18 protein-coding genes are annotated in these 18934 nt (G+C 55.9%); 3 read left to right on the forward strand and 15 right to left on the reverse strand.

Features of this window, described 5'->3' with window-relative positions; all coding sequences use genetic code 11:
* Position 1: 1 nt before the first annotated feature.
* The gene (gene ispA / locus GJ746_RS06000; protein ID WP_154679367.1) at positions 2–901 is read right to left on the reverse strand and encodes a (2E,6E)-farnesyl diphosphate synthase; all 900 of its coding nucleotides are present in this window, start codon (positions 899–901) and stop codon (positions 2–4) included.
* A complete protein-coding gene (gene xseB, locus GJ746_RS06005) occupies positions 902–1144 on the reverse strand; it encodes an exodeoxyribonuclease VII small subunit (protein ID WP_004099468.1) in 243 nt (80 codons plus the stop codon).
* Between the two features lie 198 nt (positions 1145–1342).
* Between xseB and thiI the strand changes: the two genes are divergently transcribed.
* Positions 1343–2791 carry a tRNA uracil 4-sulfurtransferase ThiI gene (gene thiI / locus GJ746_RS06010; RefSeq protein ID WP_154679368.1) on the forward strand — a complete coding sequence of 483 codons (1449 nt, stop codon included), beginning with the start codon at positions 1343–1345 and terminating at the stop codon, positions 2789–2791.
* 57 nt (positions 2792–2848) lie between these two features.
* Here the strand turns inward: thiI and yajL are convergent, their stop codons facing one another.
* Together yajL and panE are read right to left on the reverse strand one after the other, a co-directional pair.
* Entirely contained in the window at positions 2849–3439 is a 591-nt protein-coding gene (gene yajL, locus GJ746_RS06015; protein WP_154679369.1) for a protein deglycase YajL, read from the reverse strand.
* Positions 3402–4313, reverse strand: a complete 912-nt coding sequence (panE, locus tag GJ746_RS06020; protein WP_154679370.1) for a 2-dehydropantoate 2-reductase — start codon at positions 4311–4313, stop codon at positions 3402–3404. The genes yajL and panE overlap by 38 nt, the downstream gene beginning before the upstream one ends.
* Positions 4314–4455: 142 nt before the next feature.
* Here panE and GJ746_RS06025 point away from each other — a divergent pair, with 142 nt between their 5' ends.
* Positions 4456–4947, forward strand: a complete 492-nt coding sequence (locus GJ746_RS06025; RefSeq protein ID WP_004129715.1) for a YajQ family cyclic di-GMP-binding protein — start codon at positions 4456–4458, stop codon at positions 4945–4947.
* Between the two features lie 105 nt (positions 4948–5052).
* On the opposite strand, the gene GJ746_RS06030 is transcribed toward GJ746_RS06025, so the two are convergent.
* The 9 genes from GJ746_RS06030 to GJ746_RS06070 all read right to left on the reverse strand — a co-directional run bounded on the left by GJ746_RS06030 (position 5053) and on the right by GJ746_RS06070 (position 16452).
* Positions 5053–6417: an MFS transporter gene (locus GJ746_RS06030; protein WP_154679371.1), complete on the reverse strand. Its 1365-nt coding sequence runs from the start codon at positions 6415–6417 to the stop codon at positions 5053–5055.
* 156 nt (positions 6418–6573) lie between these two features.
* Positions 6574–7752 carry a Gfo/Idh/MocA family protein gene (locus GJ746_RS06035; protein WP_154679372.1) on the reverse strand — a complete coding sequence of 393 codons (1179 nt, stop codon included), beginning with the start codon at positions 7750–7752 and terminating at the stop codon, positions 6574–6576.
* A 92-nt stretch (positions 7753–7844) separates the two neighbouring features.
* Positions 7845–9245, reverse strand: a complete 1401-nt coding sequence (locus tag GJ746_RS06040; RefSeq protein WP_154679373.1) for an MFS transporter — start codon at positions 9243–9245, stop codon at positions 7845–7847.
* Positions 9246–9650: 405 nt separating this feature from the next.
* The gene (locus tag GJ746_RS06045) at positions 9651–11015 is read right to left on the reverse strand and encodes an MFS transporter (protein ID WP_154679374.1); all 1365 of its coding nucleotides are present in this window, start codon (positions 11013–11015) and stop codon (positions 9651–9653) included.
* 10 nt (positions 11016–11025) lie between these two features.
* Positions 11026–11844, reverse strand: a complete 819-nt coding sequence (locus GJ746_RS06050) for a sugar phosphate isomerase/epimerase family protein (RefSeq protein ID WP_154679375.1) — start codon at positions 11842–11844, stop codon at positions 11026–11028.
* A gap of 65 nt (positions 11845–11909) precedes the next feature.
* Positions 11910–13613 (reverse strand): FAD-dependent oxidoreductase, encoded by a 1704-nt coding sequence (locus GJ746_RS06055; RefSeq protein ID WP_154679376.1) that lies wholly within the window; start codon positions 13611–13613, stop codon positions 11910–11912.
* 10 nt (positions 13614–13623) lie between these two features.
* The gene (locus GJ746_RS06060; RefSeq protein ID WP_004099512.1) at positions 13624–13944 is read right to left on the reverse strand and encodes an NIPSNAP family protein; all 321 of its coding nucleotides are present in this window, start codon (positions 13942–13944) and stop codon (positions 13624–13626) included.
* Positions 13945–13957: 13 nt separating this feature from the next.
* Complete coding sequence (locus GJ746_RS06065; RefSeq protein ID WP_154679377.1) at positions 13958–15634, reverse strand: FAD-dependent oxidoreductase; 1677 nt, start codon at positions 15632–15634, stop codon at positions 13958–13960.
* Positions 15631–16452, reverse strand: coding sequence for a shikimate dehydrogenase family protein (locus GJ746_RS06070; RefSeq protein ID WP_154679378.1), 822 nt, complete (start codon positions 16450–16452; stop codon positions 15631–15633). Before GJ746_RS06070 ends, GJ746_RS06065 begins: the two co-directional genes overlap by 4 nt.
* 153 nt (positions 16453–16605) lie before the next feature.
* Here GJ746_RS06070 and GJ746_RS06075 point away from each other — a divergent pair, with 153 nt between their 5' ends.
* Entirely contained in the window at positions 16606–17364 is a 759-nt protein-coding gene (locus GJ746_RS06075) for an IclR family transcriptional regulator C-terminal domain-containing protein (protein ID WP_154679379.1), read from the forward strand.
* Positions 17365–17409: 45 nt separating this feature from the next.
* Here GJ746_RS06075 and GJ746_RS06080 read toward each other — a convergent pair whose 3' ends face one another.
* Together GJ746_RS06080 and cyoE are read right to left on the reverse strand one after the other, a co-directional pair.
* Positions 17410–17742 carry a hypothetical protein gene (locus tag GJ746_RS06080; protein ID WP_154679380.1) on the reverse strand — a complete coding sequence of 111 codons (333 nt, stop codon included), beginning with the start codon at positions 17740–17742 and terminating at the stop codon, positions 17410–17412.
* 294 nt (positions 17743–18036) lie between these two features.
* Complete coding sequence (cyoE, locus tag GJ746_RS06085; protein WP_004133451.1) at positions 18037–18924, reverse strand: heme o synthase; 888 nt, start codon at positions 18922–18924, stop codon at positions 18037–18039.
* Positions 18925–18934 lie beyond the last annotated feature (10 nt).

The raw sequence follows: 18934 nt of genomic DNA on the forward strand, positions 1-18934 counted from the left end.
TTTATTTATCACGCTGAATTATATAATTCGCGAGCGCTTCCAGTGCTGTAGTATCCAGAGATTGCGCGGCCAGCTCACGTAACGACTGGCGGGCATCGGTAATCAGGTCATGAGCCTTTTTCCGGGCTTGCTCAAGTCCCAGAAGGGCGGGGTAGGTACTTTTGCCCAACTGCTGGTCGGCTCCCTGACGTTTGCCAAGTGTGGCAGTATCCCCTACCACGTCGAGAATGTCATCCTGCACCTGGAAGGCAAGACCGATATTTTCTGCGTATCGATCGAGGACCGGCAGCGCGCTGCGCCCGGCTTCACCCGCGCTCAGCGCCCCCATGCGTACCGCTGCGCGAATCAGCGCTCCGGTCTTATGGCGATGAATGCGCTCCAGCGCCTGCAGATCGACCTGATGACCTTCCGCCTCCAAATCCAGCGCCTGGCCGCCGCACATACCGGCGATACCGCTGGCCTGCGCCAGCTCAGAAATCATCGCCAGACGATCGCGATCCGGTACTTCTGCCATTGGCGCATCGCTGAGTATAGAAAACGCCAGCGTTTGTAGGGCATCTCCGGCAAGAATTGCGTTTGCTTCGCCAAATTTAATATGGCAGGTCGGCAGTCCGCGGCGTAAATCATCATCGTCCATCGCCGGGAGATCGTCGTGCATCAGGGAATAAGCATGAATGCATTCGACGGCGGCGGCAGGGGCGTCCAGCGTTGCCCGGCTGACGCCGAACATATCGCCCGTCGCGTAAACCAGGAAAGGGCGCAGGCGTTTACCGCCTAATAATGCGCCATACTGCATGGCTTCGACCAGCGGAGTGTTCTGAAAGGGCTGCGGCTCGATAAAACGGCGCAGTGCTTCGTTAGCCTGCTCAACGCACGATTGTAGCTGTTGCGGGAAGTCCATTTATTCAGCGTCCGGCGTAAAAGGCGTAAGCGGCGCGTCTTCGCTATCCGCCAGCAGAATTTGGACGCGCTGTTCGGCCTGCTGCAGCTTTGCCTGCCCCTGGCGCGCCAGCTGTATTCCGCGCTCAAATTCGCCGAGCGCTTCTTCTAACGGCAGCGAGCCGCTTTCCAGACGATTAACAATCTGCTCCAGCTCGCCCAGGGCGGTTTCAAAACTGGCCGGGGCCTCATTTTTCTTTGGCATAGTGAATATAGACTCTTGTTATGTCTCGATGGCTATCAATATGGTAACGAAGTCGCGCGGTTAATCAAATAACGCGCAATGCCAGGTGAAAAGCGTCCAATAGTGGTATACTCCGCGCCCTGGATGCAGACGCCGGTTGCGCCTGTACAACTTTTTATGCTTAAAGCCCCGTCGGGCTTGCCAACGAATATTGTCGCCATGAAGTTTATCATTAAATTGTTCCCGGAAATCACCATCAAAAGCCAATCTGTGCGATTGCGCTTCATTAAAATTTTAACCGGGAACATTCGTAACGTTCTCAAAAACTATGATGAGACGCTTGCCGTCGTTCGTCACTGGGATCATATCGAAGTCCGGGCGAAAGATGAAAATCAGCGCCCGGTGATTCGCGATGCCCTGACCCGTATTCCCGGCATTCATCATATTCTGGAGGTCGAAGACGTTCCTTTTACCTCCCTGCATGACATTTTTGAGCAGACTCTGCCGCTGTGGCGCGAAGCGCTGGAAGGCAAAACCTTCTGCGTGCGCGTTAAGCGTCGCGGTAAGCATGAGTTTACCTCTATCGAAGTGGAACGCTACGTCGGCGGCGGTTTGAACCAGCATATTGAAACGGCTCGGGTGAAGCTGACCGACCCTGATGTGACGGTGAATCTCGAAATCGAAAACGATCGCCTGCTGCTGGTAAAAGGGCGCTATGAAGGCATTGGCGGGTTCCCCATCGGCACCCAGGAAGATGTGCTGTCGCTGATTTCCGGCGGTTTTGACTCCGGCGTTTCCAGCTATATGCTGATGCGTCGCGGCTGCCGCGTGCATTACTGCTTCTTTAATCTTGGCGGCGCAGCGCATGAAATCGGCGTACGTCAGGTGGCGCATTACCTGTGGAACCGTTTCGGCAGCTCGCACCGCGTGCGTTTCGTGGCGATTAACTTCGAGCCGGTGGTTGGCGAGATTCTGGAAAAAGTCGATGATGGCCAGATGGGCGTCGTGCTTAAACGTATGATGGTGCGCGCGGCGTCAAAAGTGGCCGAGCGCTACGGCGTGCAGGCGCTGGTGACCGGTGAAGCGTTAGGCCAGGTTTCCAGCCAGACCCTGACCAACCTGCGTCTGATCGACAACGTCTCGGATACCCTGATTCTGCGTCCGCTGATTTCGCACGATAAAGAGCACATTATTAACCTGGCGCGTGAAATCGGTACCGAAGATTTTGCCCGTACCATGCCGGAATACTGCGGCGTTATCTCGAAGAGCCCGACCATCAAAGCGGTAAAGGCGAAGATCGAGGCGGAAGAAGAGCACTTCGATTTCGACATCCTGGAAAGAGTGGTAGCGGAAGCGACGAATATCGATATCCGCGATATTGCTCAGCAGACAGAACAGGCCGTGGTGGAAGTGGAAACCGTCAGCGGCTTTGGCCCCAACGACGTTGTCCTGGATATTCGCTCTATCGACGAACAGGACGATAAGCCGCTGAAGGTGGAAGGCGTGGACGTGGTTTCTCTGCCGTTCTATAAGCTCAGCACTAAATTTGGCGATCTCGACCAGAGTAAGACCTGGCTGCTGTGGTGCGAACGCGGGGTGATGAGCCGTTTGCAGGCGCTGTATCTACGCGAGCAGGGCTTTGAGAACGTGAAGGTATATCGCCCGTAGCCCCAGAGGTGAGGGTATTAATGTTTCAAACGGCAACCCAGGGTTGCCGTTTTTCGTTTACTCGTAGTAGTTATAAATTCCTGCCGCAATCACCAGCTGCGAAGCGACTTCGTGAGCTTTTTCACGTCCAACCAGCAGATCGATCATCTTCAACGCGAAATCAATGGATGTCCCAGGCCCCTGGCTGGTAAGCAGATTAACGCGCGGATCCCAGACCACGCGCCTGTCCTGCCACTGCTCGGCGGGAATTTGATCTTTTAGCGCCGGAAACCCGGTCATGTTACCGATGGGGAACAGGTTATGCGGTACCAGCACGGTAGCCGCCGCGGCGCAGATAGCCGCGACGATGCGTCCGGAAAGGTGGAACTGGCGTACCGTTTCAACCAGCAGCGGACTATCGCGAAAGCACTCCGCGCCCTTAATGCCGCCGGGCAGGACAATGATATCGAAATCACCGTCGGCCACCTCTACCAGAGGCGCATCGGCCAGCAGCTTGACGCCGCGCGAGCAGACAATCGTCAGGTTGCCATCGCTGGCAACGCTGGCGGTCGTGACTTTTACGCCGCCGCGAACGAGTAGATCAATGGCGGTGACCGCTTCGGTCTCTTCGCTACCAGGGGCGAGGCAAATCAGTGCCGACGCGCTCATATTCATTCTCCTTACGCTTTACCAGTTCAAACAGACGGGTATTTTCAGGTACGGCGATACCATGGACTCGGGCGCGCTTTAACAGGAAACCGGTGATGTAGTCGATTTCCGTATGGCGCTGGGCGAGAATGTCCTGCAGCATTGATGAGGTATTTTCTGCCGTACTTTCAATAACCTGATGAACATAGAATAACAGGTTTTCCGGAGAGGTATGCATTCCCTCGCGCTCCATCACCGCAGCAACTTCATAACAAATAGCGGCAACTTCCTGCGGGTATTCGCGCAGGTCGCCGTTCCGGCATTTTTTTAGCGCCGTCAGCGGGTTAATCACACAGTTTACCGCCAGCTTACTCCAGGTCGCGGGGTAGATATTGTTATGCCAGGCGACGTCGGGCAGTACATTCTGCAGTACATCGGCAAGATAGCTATAATCCTGAGGGTAATCTTTCGCCGGGCCAATATGGCTGGTGCCGTTAGCGACGTGGACGATAACGTTGCCGTCGCGGCGGGCCGCCTGGGTTGTCGATGCCATAAGCAGCGGCTGTTTGATGGTTTTAAGTTCATCGACGGTACCCATACCGTTATGCATTAACAGAATGGGCGCTGACGAGGGCAGAATGGCGCTGAGATTTTTCACCGCATTTGAAACCTGCCAGGCTTTTAGCGTGACCAGCAGCAGTTCGCTGCTGGCGAGAAAATCAGGATCGTTAGCGGTAAATGATTCATTAAACACGCTGCCGTCAGTTTCAATCACATTAACGCTACAAAATGGCTGCGGGACGCGTAACCAGCCCTGGACCTCATGTCCGTGTTTGTACAGCGCAGTTAGCCATAACTGTCCCAGTGCACCGCATCCGAGTACGGTTACTTTCATTGTTCCTCCTCACCTGTAAGTGCTGCATCAGGTGCTCATGGCTAAAGTATAGCGTTATCAGTTATCCTTTCGGGATAACAAGTTGAGTTATGTCGCGGTGCGGGTATTATGCATCGCAAAAGAAACGGAAGGAGAGGAAAAGATGCCATCTTTCGATATTGTCTCTGAAGTCGATCTTCAGGAAGTTCGAAACGCCGTAGAGAACGCGACCCGTGAAGTTGAATCGCGTTTTGATTTTCGTAACGTCGAAGCGAGCTTTGAGCTGAACGAAAAAAACGAGACCATCAAGGTCCTCAGCGAGTCTGATTTCCAGATTAACCAGCTGCTGGACATTCTGCGCGCCAAGCTGCTGAAGCGCGGAATTGAGGGCAGTTCTATCGAAGTGCCGGATGAATTCGTGCACAGCGGTAAAACCTGGTTTGTCGATGCGAAGCTGAAGCAGGGGATTGAGAGCGCGACGCAGAAAAAAATCGTCAAACTTATTAAAGATAGCAAGCTGAAAGTACAGGCGCAGATCCAGGGCGAAGAGATTCGCGTTACCGGTAAATCTCGCGACGACCTGCAGGCGGTTATGGCGCTGGTGCGCGGCGGTGATTTAGGCCAGCCGTTCCAGTTCAAAAACTTCCGTGATTAAAATAGTGCCATCGCACTTTTTTACATGCCGGGTGCGGCATTAGCCGCCGCCCGGCACAAAATAATCCTGGCGTTCACCACCTGCCTGAAGCGGAGTTCTTCATTTTCAGAGCCCTTTAATCGCCTGCTCAATTTCGAAGCGGTTAGTGAGTTTGCTGTCAATTTTGATATAGACAGAGCGCTCTTCGCCAATCACCAGAACCTCTTTTACGCCCTCTTTAGCCTGTAAGCGCTCTTCGAGCGATTTATCCGCCACGATGCCATCGGGTATTTCGACCCGCAGGCTGCTAACGTACGGCGGTTCGCTCATCGTACTGGCGACCAGCAGCCACAGCATCGCCAGCAGGGCACCAAGCAGGAAGACGGTTTGTGAATCAAAAAAGCCATCTACCCAGCCGCCGAGCGAGCCGCCAATAGCCACGCCGAGAAACTGGCTGGTGGAGTAAATTCCCATGGCTGTGCCTTTATAGCCGGCCGGTGATTCTTTGCTGATTAACGATGGCAGTAGCGCTTCCAGCAGGTTAAAGGCGAGAAAGAACAGCTGAACGCCCGCTACCAGTTCCCAGAAATATCCACCAGCGCCCCAGAGCACGATTTCAGCAATCAACAGGATGGCAACGCATAGCAGGAAGACGCGTTTCATTTTGCGCTTCACTTCGGCGTAAATAATAAACGGCACCACGGCAACAAAAGAGACCAGCATGGTGACCAGGTAAATTTTCCAGTGCCCGGCGGCCGGAAAACCGGCGGCCTCCAGCTGACCCGGTAGGGCAACGAAGGTGGACATCAGCATGATATGCAGGCACATAATGCCAAAGTTAAGCTTCAGCAGTTTTGGCTCTGCCAGCACTTTGCTGAAGCAACCTTTCACCATCCCGGATTCCCGGTTCAGGACGTGATTTTCGCTGTTTGGCACCACCCACAGCGTGAGCAAAATACCGAGCGTCGCCAGGACAGCAATCATCCAGAACAGAGCGTGCAGTCCCAGCTGATGGGTAATAATTGGACCAAGAACCATGGCAATAGCAAAGGTGACGCCAAAGCTGACGCCGATAAACGCCATGGCTTTGGTGCGGTTCTGTTCGCGGGTCAAATCGGAGAGCAGCGCCATAACCGCGGCGGCAATCGCCCCGGAGCCCTGCAGCGCACGACCGAGAATAATGCCCCAGATTGAGTCGGAAAGCGCAGCGATAATGCTGCCAATAACGAAGATAAACAGGCCGCCGACGATTAGCGGTTTACGACCGATGCGGTCAGAAAGCAGGCCAAAAGGTACCTGGAATATCGCCTGGGCCAGCCCGTAAATGCCAATTGCCAGCCCGATGAGGGCTTCGCTTGCGCCCTGTAATGCCATGCCATAAGTGGTCAGAACCGGCAGAACCATAAACATGCCGAGCATGCGCAAAGAGAATACGGTCCCCAAACCCCAGGTCGCGCGCAGTTCGCCTGGCGTCATTTTATTATCGTTCATTACCACCTCAATATAAAAACTGCGCCTAGTGTAGTGGGGGGAACCAGAAGCGTAAATAAATGTTTGTTTAGCAGATATTACGACTGTGTTGCATGAAGAGGTGAGTGTGGTTGATAGAAAGAAACCAGTGGAGTGGCCCCCACCGGTACGCAGAGATTATTGGCAGTTAAAGTCAACCCACTGGCCGCCGGCATCGGCGGATTTAACGCACTGCTCGACCCAGTAGACGCCGTGAAGACCGGCTTCAACATCCGGATACCAGAAGGTTTCAAGGAACGCATGGTCGCCGCGATCCATCGCATCAATAGCGATGGCGTAGCGGCGATAGAGGTTGGCCCATGCTTCGAACAGCCCTTCCGGGTGTCCGCCGCCGATGCGATCGTCCGCCAGCGCCTGCTGGCTCAGATAGGGCATACCGCGATCCAGTACGCGCGCCGGTTCGCCCTGCACCTCGTAGTTCAGCTGATTTGGGCGTTCATCCCACCATTCGATACTGGCTTTTTCGCCGATGACGCGGACTTTTTGCGAGTGCATCGCGCCGCTGTTGACCGCACTGGTCCACAGTGAACCGACGGCCCCGTTGTTATATTCCATCAAGACAAAAGCATTATCTTCCAGCGGCGCGCGAGATTTAACGAAGCTCTGACGCGCGCACATCAGTCGGGTAATGTTAAGGTTTGGTACCATTGTCTCCGCGATAAACAGAGGGTGGGTAGCCAGATCTCCGAGTACATAGCTAGGGCCGGCATATTTCGGCGTAACCCGCCAGCGGGTGGATTCCGCCTGCAGTTCGACGGCTTCATTATGAAAGCCGTGAGCAAACTGCATATTGATAATACGGATCTCGCCAAGCATGCCGTCGGCAATCATCTGCCGTGCCTGCTGGATCATCTGGTGTCCGGCATAACCGTAGGTGACGCCGATAATTTTATTTTGCTTTTTACTCAGCGCGACCAGCTCGCGGGCTTCGTCGGCGGTGAAGCACAGCGGTTTTTCGCAGATAACGTGCAGCCCGGCTTCCAGCGCCGCTTTCGTGATGGCGAAGTGGGTATTGTTCGGCGTCGTCACCGATACGGCCTCAATACCGTCAGGGCGTTTGGCCTCTTCTGCAAATAGCGTTTGATAATCGGCGTAGCAGCGTTCTGGAGCGATTCCCAGCTGTTCGCCGAATTGACGGCCGCGTTCGGCATCTATATCGAGCGCGCCCGCCAGCAGAGTAAACACATTGTCGCGCAGCGCCGCACAGCGATGACTATAGCCAATCTGGCTGGTACCGCCGCCGCCGACCATGCCCCAACGCAGGGAGCGGGATAAGGGTTTCATGCCGTTTAACATGATGATGCTCTCCTTAATTATAGAGATACTTCGGATTTCAGATGTTCTTCTGAATACCCGTGCTCGGCGAGCGCGGGAGTGGTAATTGGGCTTTACATCTCTCCGCGCGCTTCGCGTTCTTTCAGCTCACGCATAATCTGTGGGTACTGTTTATCCAGCCGGTAAAACAGCAGGGTGATAATGACCACAATCCACAGGAAGAAAGAGCCGTAGAGATAAACGTTGTTAATCATATCGATAGCGCTTTGCGGCTGAACGCCGGAGCCGCTGCTGGAGCTCACGTAACCTGAGATGCTTAACAGGCCGGAGATCACCGCGGCGGCAACGCCTGCGCCGAGTTTCGTGCCGACTGAACCGGCGGAAAAGATCATCCCCTCCTGCCGGACGCGCGTTTTCCACTGGCCGAATTCAACCGCATCGCCGCAGAAGCCGAACAGCACGGCGTTGAGCGGGGCGAAGCCAATACCGCGGATAATCGCGTTTGCCAGCGCCCAGTGGTAGTCATTGGAGTTGAACATAAACAGCACTTGGCCGATGGTAGCCAGTAGAATGCCGCAGAGGGCAACGTTACGTTTACCGTATTTGCGGATAGGGACGGAGCTGAGGAAGGTAAAAATAATAATACAGGCGGTCTCAGCAACGAAAATAGAGCTGTAGAAGGTATCGTCGCCGAGTACGTAGCGGCAGTAGTATGGCAGCGCGATACCGACCACGGTGTAGTAGACGCTCTGCGCGGTCCACAGGATCGCGCTGGCCCAGAAGTACTGGTTACGAAAGAGTGCGGAAAGCTGGGTTTTTACCGGCAAATTTCCCTGTTTTTCTCGCGCTTTGATGACTACTTTCTCTTCACATTTGTAGAAGCAAAACAGCAGCAATAGCAGCGCCAGAAAAGCCCAAATGGACATCGTTTTGATCCACGCGGCCTGATCGTCGCCAAAGTATTTCACCAGCGGCAAGGTACAGGCCACGGCGAGAATGCGGCCAAATGGCGACATCGACATTCGGGTGATGCTGAGCATATCTCGTTCCCAGGAGGCTCGGGTCATCATGGCCGAGAGGCTGCCATAGGGCAGGTTGATAGCGGTGTAGCATACGGTGGTGCAGAAGTTATAGGCCACCAGCAGATAGAGAAACTGCAGCGTGCCAGTAGTCTGTGGGACGGTAAACAGCAGAATCGCCGAGACGGCGTAGGGAACGCTCATCCACAATAGCCAGGGGCGTGATTTACCCCAGCTAGAGTTTGTGCGTTCAACCATCAAACCCATTATCACATCGGAAACGCCGTCAAACAGACGCGAGATCAGCATGACCAGCCCAACGGTAGCGATGCTGATGCCGACATAGTCGGTATAAAACAGGGTTAGAACCGTGCCTATCATACCGAAAACAACGTTACAGGCGGTATCGCCGCCGCCGTAAGCTATTCGGGTAGTCCAGGTTAGCTTATCGCCGCGAGCTGCTGCGGGAGAGAGGAGGAGCTGCTGTTCACTCATGGTCAATTCCTTTGTCTGGGAGGACAAGTAAGGACCTCAGCGCCAGTTCCACCGGCACTACCTTATCCTGAATGTCAGCCAGAACATATGGAAATATTTATTTCATTTCAATATAGATTTGAAATTTAATTTCTGTATATGAGAGGCGGATCGAAAAATGACAAAATTGATCCGTTGAATTTAATGGCGGTGCTATCAAGCCATTCTGATTAATAAGGCGATTAGTTGCTTTTATGAAGGCTTCTCTGATTAGTTTTTTGTATTTATTTTGCCGGGATGCGTAATGAATGTGTGAAGTGAATCGATAAGGCGCGGATTTTTATTTTTTCATTAATCATTAAAATGAAATTAATTTTTCTTTTTCGGCGGGCATGTTTTGAATCATGCCCGCCGAAACCTCAGGAATTAAAGCGAATTTGTGACTGGCGTTGGTGACGAGGCCGTTTTTAGCGTCGAACCAGCGGCAAAAATACCTTTGGCCGCCAGCCCGGCGACGGTGATAGCGGCGGGAACGCCAAGGAGCAGGAAAACGCTTTCGAAGCTGATATTCAGCGCCAGCATTTCAGCCCCGGCAAAGGCGCTAAGGATAGCGCCCAGACGGCCAACACCGTGCATCCAGCTGGAGCCCGTCGCCCGCGCTTCGGTAGGATAATAACGGGCGGAGAGCGCGTTCATGCCGGTATTGGCGCCGTTCAGGCAGGCTCCGCTGATAAACGCCAGCAGGCAGATGAGCGCAAAGCTTGCTGCTGCATAGCCCATCGCCATCGTGAACAGTCCGCCAACGGCGTAAATAAGTCCGAGCGCCCGATGGGGGTTGATCCGGTCCATCAGCCAGCCGGCAAACAGTGAGCCAAGGGTTCCGCCCGCCTGGTACATCGCGGTCATCACTGCCGCCTGGCTGACCGTTAAGCCGACTTCTTTTACCAGCGTCGGTAACCAGCTGCCGAGGAGATAAACCAAAAAAAGTCCCATAAAGTAGACCAGCCAGAGCATTAATGAACCGAAACGATAGTGACGCGACAGCACGATGCGCATCGCATTTGTCTGGACGGGCTGCGTCGGGAGGCTGAACTCAGCGTCATCGGCGATTTGTCCGGGATAGAGGCGCTGCAAAATCCTTCGTATACGTTCGGCAGGCGCCCGCTTAACCACCAGGAAACGCACCGATTCGGGCAACAGCCAGATCAGAACCGGAGCGAACAGCAGCGGGAGGATACCGCCGAGCAGCATCAGCGAGTGCCAGCCGAACTGTGGGATCAGCCAGGAGGCGGAGAATCCTCCGGCCGCCGCGCCAAAGGTAAAACCGCAAAAAATAATGGTAATCAGAAACGAACGCTGGCGCTCCGGCGCATATTCTGACACCAGAGTGCCGATATTGGGCATGGCCGCGCCTAACCCCAGACCGGTCATAAAACGAAAAAACATCATTTGCTCAATGTTTTGTGAGAGGGCGGTAGCAATGGTCCAGAAGCCAAAGAAAAAGACGCTATTGATGATAATTTTCTTCCGTCCCAGCCAGTCGGCGAGAGGTCCGGAGAAAATAGCGCCCAGCGCCAGGCCTATCAGTGCAGCGCTGATGACGAAGCCGAGCTCATGGTTGCTTACTCCCCATTCCTGCTTGAGCGTTGGGGCGATAAATCCCATGATGGCGATATCAAAACCGTCCAGCGCAATCACGCAAAAGCCTAAAAGCACCACCAGCTTCTGGAAGCGGCTCAGCGGATTAGCGTTAATTAACTCCCTGACGTCCAGGCGTTGAGTCTGTGTCATGGGGGGCTCCTTATGCGCAAGGGCGCAGGTAGGACTGCGCTGCGTTGAACAGCAGCTGGGCGCGGGCGAGCGCAGGCAGCGCGCCGCGAGGGCCGCTTAGCGGAACTTCTACAGAGACCGGCAGCGTGGCCGGCAGCGCCGCCATCAGGCCGTACAGGTCGAGTCCGCCTTCGCCAGGCACCTGGCGCGCCGCGCGTGCCTGGTAAATCAACTCCTGTTCATCGGCGGGTATTTGCGGCGGAGCGTCGCAAAGCTGCATGTAGTTGAGGCAGCTTTGCGGTAATGCGGCGAGGGTGGAGAGGGATTCGCCTGCCCGCCAGAAGTGAATGGCGTCAATGAGAATACCGATATCGTTGCGGCCGCTGGCGGTAATGAGCGCCCGGGCCTCGGCGATGGTGCGCAGATGGGTCCAGGGCATGGGCTCCAGGTTCATGGTTAAACCATATTGCAGACCCGCTTCGGCAAGGCGCGCGAGGTTATCCGCGCTGCGCGCCCGGTTATCATCGTTTCCAGCGACTAAAACCTGTTTTGCGCCAAGGCGCGCGGCGGTGTCGAGGAAGAGCTGTAAACGGGAATCCAGTGAAAAATCCGGCGTCAGGCGGACGATTTCAACGTCCGAGACGCGGATGCCGGTCTCCATTAGCGCCGCCAGGGTATCGCGGACGGCAGCGGTATCGCCCAGCATGTCATAATCCGGGTCAGACGGCGTGGCGGGGAGCAGGCGCAGGCCGACGTGGGTAAATCCGGTTTGGGCCGCAATTCGCACCTGTTCCGGCGGCGGGACGTCGAGCAGGGTAAGCGCGGCGAGTGACAGGGTTCGCATGTTCATAAAGGACTCCATTACAGTTGCAGGTGATTGTTGTTATGCGTATTGCCGTCCCTGGTGGAATGCTTTTACTGCATTGTTTTATTTATGTTTTCTGTCAGTTTTTTACCGACTATATAGCCAAAGGTCATCGCCGGACCGAGCGTGATACCGCCGCTGGGATAGAATCCCCGCATCACGCTCGACATATCGTTACCGATGGCGTAAAGGCCCCGAATCGGCTGCTGCTGTGCATCGAGAACCCGGGCAAATTCATCGGTAATTAATCCGCTAAACGAGCCCAGCGAGCCGGGAAGAATGCGCACGGCATAAAAAGGCGGCTGGCTGAGTTTCCCAAGCGTAGGATGAGGGGAACGGCTGGAGTCCCCCTGCGCGCGGTTGTAGGCTGAGGCGCCGCGCTGAAAATCCTTATCCTCCCCCTGGTCTACAAAACCGTTAAAACGGGCGATCGTTTCCGCCAGCTGCTGCGAATCGATAGCGCAGGCTTTCGCCAGCGCTTCCGGCGTCTCGCCGGCGTAGAGATAGCCAGTGCGTCGCCAGGGCTCGGGGGAAAAAGGGAAGGGGCGAGCATGGCCTAACCCGTAGCGCCGCAGCGCACGGCTATCGGCAATCAGCCATGCCTGCGGCGTTTCGCCCGGCGGGGTGGCTTCCAGCAGCGCGGCAATAAAATCGTGATAAGAGTCGGCCTCATTGGTGAAGCGCTTACCGTTGGGTAAAACGGCAATAAAGCCCGGCTTGGCTCGCTCTACCAGGTGCGGGAAGGCCAGCTGCAGGCCGCTGGCGAGGGTAACGCGCGACACCGGCGCCCAGGCCATTGCGTGCCTGAGCGAAGTATCAAACCGTCCACCGACCGCTTCGCCGAGCCGAATACCATCCCCCTGATTACCCGGAGGCGCGGCGGAGAAGTGGCCGTAGCCGCTGGCGGCGTGCGGGACATTTTCCGCCAGACGCTGTTTGTCGTGAGGAAAGCCGCCGCAGGCGAGGATCACCGCCCCGGCGCGAATCTCCAGTGTGCCGCTGTCGCCGCGTAATATCGCACCAGTAATGCCGTTATCGGCGGTGAGCAGCCGTTCTACCGGCGCGTTAAGCTGAAAATTGACGCCAGCGTCCAGCGCCGAGCGCAGCAGACGGGCGACCAGCGCATTGCCGTTAACCAGATGGTGTCCGCGCCCGGCACGCAGCCGCTGCCAGCCGTGGCGCAGCAGGCGGCGGGTGGCATACAGCGCCGAGCGCGGTGAGCGGGTCGCGTTGAAAAAGTGCGCCATGTCCGTGCCGCCGGCAATGCCCATACCCGCGAGGCTAATGGTTTCCAGCGGCGGACGCAGCCGGTGCAGCCAGTCGCCGAGCAGGCTTCCGTTAAAAGGCTGCGCCGTCACCGAACGGCCGCCCTGCGCAGAGCCCGGTGAAGGGTGAAAATCGGGCATTTTACTGCCGGAAAGAAACTGCACTGCGGTGTGGCGACGAAAAAAGTCGATCATCTCCGGCCCGTACTTTAAGAAAGCGAGCAGCCGCGCATCGGCAGGCTCACCGCCCATTTCATGCTGTAAATAGGTGAGCGGCGCGTGAGGCTCTTCGTTGATACCTTCTTCTCTGACCAACGGATTATGCGGGATCCACAGCCAGCCGCCGGACCAGGCGCTGGTGCCGCCAATCACCGATTCTTTTTCCGCAACCAGCACGCTGGCGCCGCCCAGCGCGGCGGTGACGGCGGCAGAAAGCCCCGCCGCGCCGGAGCCGACTACCAGAACATCCACGTTCATCTGCCCGCTCATGCCTGACTCCTTATTGCAATGGTGAAAAATCGGTAGGGCGCAGAAGAACTGATTCGAGGCGCTCTACGGCGGCCAGCTCGCGATTTTTGCGCGAAAACGTCAGCCAGCGTTCGTCCTGCGCCATACGCGCCCTGCGTACCAGACGATCGTCGAGGCTCTCGTAGGCCCAGATGTGCACCACCTGATTGACCACGCCAATTTCGGTAAAGAAGAAGCCGATGAGTTTGCCGAGATGCTCGGTCTGGACGGCGTAGGCATCGCTTTTGTACAGCGCCAGCCAGTCGGCCATTTTCAGCGGGTTGATGGTGTAGGTGCGTTTTTCATAGATCATGATGTTCTCCTGTTTACAGTGCGTGTTGTTGCGCCATGTGGCTGGCTGAGAGATAGCCGAAGGTCAGCGCCGGGCCGAGGGTAATTCCCGGACCGGGATAGGTTCCGGCCATCATCGAATCCATATCGTTACCCACGGCGTAGAGCCCTTTAATTGGTTCACCCAGCGAGTTGATAACCTGGGCATTGGCGGTAGTGACCAGGCCGCGCGAGGTGCCAAGATCGCCGGTATAGAGAGTGACGGCATAAAACGGCGCGCTGGTCAGCGGAGCGTTACAGGCGTTGGGCCGATGGCCAGGGTCGCCCATCGCGCGGTTGTAGCTGTTGCCGCCTTTGGCGAACGCCGGATCAAGACCCGCCACGGCATCACGGTTATAGCGGGCCACCGTGTCTTCGAGCGTATGCGGGTCCAGCCCGAGCTGCTTTGCCAGCTCCGCCAGGGTACCGGCTTTGTGCAGATAGCCTGCTGTTACCAGCGCGTCGTTATTTACCGGGGCAGGGCGCGCCAGACCGAGACCGTAGCGCTTGATGGCCTGCGCGTCGCAAATCAGAAAACAGGGGGCGTTTTCTGCCCGGCGTTGCATGGCGCTGGCAAAATGGTGATAAGAGTTTGATTCATTCACGAAGCGCACCGCGCGCTGGTTGACCGCAATTACGCCGGGTTTGGCGCGATCGGTTACCAGGTGAGGGAAGCGCTCCTGCGTGCCGTCATGACGACGTAAAACCGAGACCGGCGCCCAGAAAAAGTTGGACGGCAGGTCAGCGCCCGTGCGGGCGTTGACCGCGGCGGCAAGACGCAGCGCGATGCCGTCGTTAGCGGCGGGCGACATGGTGTAGTGCTCACGAGTATTGGGCCGATAGCGTTCAGCCAGCTTACCGGCAGCGAAACCTCCTGCTGCCAGCACTACGCCGCAGCGTGCTTCAAGAGTCTGTGTCTGCCCTGCATGCTCAATTTCAACGCCGGTCACCTCGCCGTTGCGTTCGGTCAGCGAAAGCACGTTGACGTTGAGCTGAAGCTGCATGCCTTTGCGAAAGGCGAGCGTCGCCATGCGGGCGATCAGCGCGTTGCCCATCGCCAGACGCGTTCCCCGATGGTGCCTGATGCGGTCGCGACCGTAGCGCAGCAGCAGCCTGCTGCAGTGTGCCATCGAGCGCAGAGAACGGCGCATATCAAGAAAGTGCTGAATATCAACCCGGTTAACCATCATCCCGCCGAACAGCAGCATTCCCGGCGGGGGAGAGCGGAGATCGCGAAAATGTTTTCCCAGCTCCCGGCCGTCAAACTCCACCGCTTCCAGCGCTCGCCCGGAATCGACCGCGCCGGGCTCATCCGGGTAATAATCCGGAGAGAGCGGGCGCAGGCTATATTTCACCGCTCCTTCTTTTTCAAGAAACGCCAGCGCTTCGCGGCCAGAATGAATGAAGGCACTGACCAGATCCTGACGATAGTTGGCTTCACCGATAATGGTTCGCAGATAGGTTTCGATATCCTTCGCGGGGCCGCTGCTGGCCATTTTGCGCGCCTGATCGCTATCATGGATCCACACCGCGCCGCCGGAAATGGCCGAGGTACCGCCAAACTGCGGGGCTTTTTCCAGCATCAGCACCGATAGCCCCTTGCAGCAGGCGGTTACCGCCGCGGCAAAGCCTGCGGCGCCGCTGCCGATAACGATGACATCCCAGCTTTTCATGCCGCCGCTCCCTGTTCCTGCGCCATTGCGCCAATGAACTGACCCATCAGTTTCATCTGCGCCAGCGCCATTTCAGGTCCGGTCTGGATCGTGCAGCCGCGCTCCCGGGAGAAGGAAAGGAGCGGGGTGATAACCGGTGCGGTTACGACATCCGCGACATGTGTCGATGCCTGAAGCGTTTCCAGCAGCGCCTGCGGCAGCGGTAAAGGGGCAAAACCGGCCATTCCCGCCGGAGAACCATTGACCACTAAATCCATGCCGTTAAGCGTAGCGGGCAGCTCGATGAGATGAACCTGCGGAAAATGGGTTGCCAGCCGATTATGCAGGAGCTGAAGAGTCGCGGAGTTCTGGTCATAAAGCGCCAGCTGGCTGATGCCTGCTTCGCAAAGCTCCCAGGCGATTGCGCTGCCGACGCCGCCGCATCCGGAGAGCAGCGCTTTTTTTCCCGCGGCGCTAAATCCATGCGCCTCTGCGGCAAGCCGGAAGCCGACGCCATCGAGCATATCACCCTGTAAACGGCCGTCGGCCAGCTTACGAATGACGTTGACGGCATTCAGGTGCTGAGCACGCGGGGTCAGCTCATCGACCAGGGCGGCGGCCCGCTGTTTATGCGGAACGGTGACCAGCACACCGCTCATGTTATGCCAGCCGCGTAGCGCCTGCAGATAGTCAGCAACGGCTTGCGGAGCTATGTCCACCGGGATCATAACGCTGTCCATCTGCCGATCGGCAAAGTAGCGGTTGAAATTTTCCGGCGATTTAACCTGGGTAATCGGATGACCGATAACGGCGACGACCTGAGTGAATCCACTGACCATTTCAAACCTCATTTTGTTAAATGAATGTTGTGAAAGTATTTCAGTGGGAGCCGGGAGCGACAACGCAGAATTCGGCCATACTGGTTGTTAATCGCACCATCACTGCGATAATCGCGTTAAACTGATTGTATTGTTGCAAAAGTGTGAACAACTATGCAAAACCAGATTCATTCCCGCGATCTGATCGTCGGCCTGCAAAAGGGGCTGGCGCTGATCCAGTTATTTTCAAAAGAGTTCCCAAGGCTGACGGTGCCGCAGGCGGCAAAAATGAGCGGTCTGACGCAGAGCGCTGCGCGACGCTTTTTCCTTACGCTGCTGCATGAGCGCTATTTGCAAACCGACGGCCGCCACTACTGGCTGACGCCTAAAGCGCTCAGGCTGGGGCAGGCCTATGTTGATTCGGCACAGTTTCCGCGCATGGTGCGGCCGATCGTGGAGTACATTGCCAGCAGGACGGAAGAGCATGCTTCTGTTGGCGTGATCGACGAAGATGAACTGGTTTATATCGCCCGCAGTAGGCACACGCCGTTTAACTCGACCTCAGTGCGGCTGGGGGAGAGGGTACCGATTTATTGTACTGCCGGGGGGAGGCTTTGGCTTGCTTCATTACCTGAAGCGGAGTGTGAAGCGGTGCTGTGGAGGATCCGCCGCGAACAGCGTACGCCTTATACGGTAACGGACGTACCAGCGCTGATGGATAACATTGCCCTGGTGCGTCGTCAGGGTTATGCCGTGATTGAGCAGGAATTTGAGATTGGCATGCTGGTACTGGCGGTGCCGCTGTCAGACAGAGAAGGGCTCTATTGGGGAGCGCTGAGTTTAACCAGTCATCAGTCAAGAACCTCAATTGAGGCACTGTGTCGCGATCATCTGGATTTGCTGTACAGCGCTCAGGCGATGCTGGTTGGGTAGCCCCGGAAGAGGCGGGCAGGTTCTGAACGGAACCTGCCCGATATATCAGGCTTTCGCGCCGTCGATAAAGCTATTCCAGTCCGCTCCAGCGTTGTTCACGAAGTTTGACCAGCTATTGGCGGCAGTGTTCACAAAGCCGTTCCAGTTATCTAACCCCGCAGACACAAAGGTGTTCCAGTTAGACTGACCGATAACGAACTTGCCAAACTCAACAGCGCTGTCAATCACAAAGTTGGCGAAAGAGGCTCCTGAGGTAGCGACAAAAGATCCGAAGCCAAGCCCGGAGTTGACGACAAAGCTGGTAAAGCCAGTAACCGCATTCAGCAGATTAAAACCCCCGGAAATGTATTCCATTTCGTTAAAAGTTAACTCTTTCATTTTTATTCCTTTATTTAACGGATTGTTATCAGTGAGCACCGTACTCACCGCGAAAGGCTAACATTGCTAAATAGAGGCAAACCAGACGGCGACCGTCTCAGGATGCTGATTTCTTTATCATTTTTATATGAACACATCCGTGAATGGTTAATAACGCCGGACTGGAGATGAAGCGATAAAGATGATTTTATCTGAAGTGAACCTGGAGGAGGGGAGGGACAATAGGCTGCGTAATAAAAAAAACAGCCCCCGGTCTTGCGAGCGGAGGCTGCTGAGCGTTTGCAGAAGGTGGTCTTATCTGACCATCGTCAGCAGATTATGTGAATCCGGCACCATAAAGTCGACGGACATCATCACCGACAGCGCGGTAATGGCGACGATGGAAAAGACGAACAGCTTACGCGCCCAGACTTTATCATCGGCCACTTTGTAACCGCGCAGCGCCATCCCCAGCCACCAGACGCTCACTGCCGCAGCGACAACCAGATATTTATATCCAGCGTAGCCGCCCAGAGAGAGCATCAGCGTCGCAACGGTAAAGGCGATGATGTAGACGGTAATATGGTTTTTAGCCACTGAAATACCTTTCACTACCGGCAGTACCGGAATATTCGCCGCCTGATAATCCTTGAAGCGGAAAATTGCGATAGCGTAAGAGTGAGGCATCTGCCACAGGCTAAAAATAGCCAGCAGGATAGCGGCACCGCTGTCAAAATCGCCGGTTACCGCACAGTAGCCAATCACCGGCGGCGCAGCGCCGGAGAGAGAACCAATCAGCGTGCCGTAGACGGAGTGGCGCTTCATGTACAGGCTGTAAACGCCGACATAAACCACGAACCCCATCACCCCCAGCCAGCAGGCCAGGGGATTAGCGCCAAACCACAGGAGCATGAAGCCAGCAATACCCAGCAAGGTGGCGTATACCAGCGAAGCTTCTGGCGAGATCAGCCCTTTGACCAGCACCCGGTTTTTCGTCCGCTCCATCTTACGATCGATATCGCGGTCGATATAGTTGTTGAAAACACAACCCGAGGCGACCACCAGGGATACTCCGAGGAGCGTCCAGATAAAAAGCGGATAGTCTATATGGCCCTTGGAGGCCAGCAGAAAACCGCCAATTACGGAGATCAGGTTGCCAAAAATGATGCCTGGTTTCGTTACTTGCAGGTATTGCTTAAACATACTCGCCGCT

Source organism: Klebsiella oxytoca (genome assembly GCF_009707385.1).
GTDB classification, from domain to species: domain Bacteria; phylum Pseudomonadota; class Gammaproteobacteria; order Enterobacterales; family Enterobacteriaceae; genus Klebsiella; species Klebsiella oxytoca_C.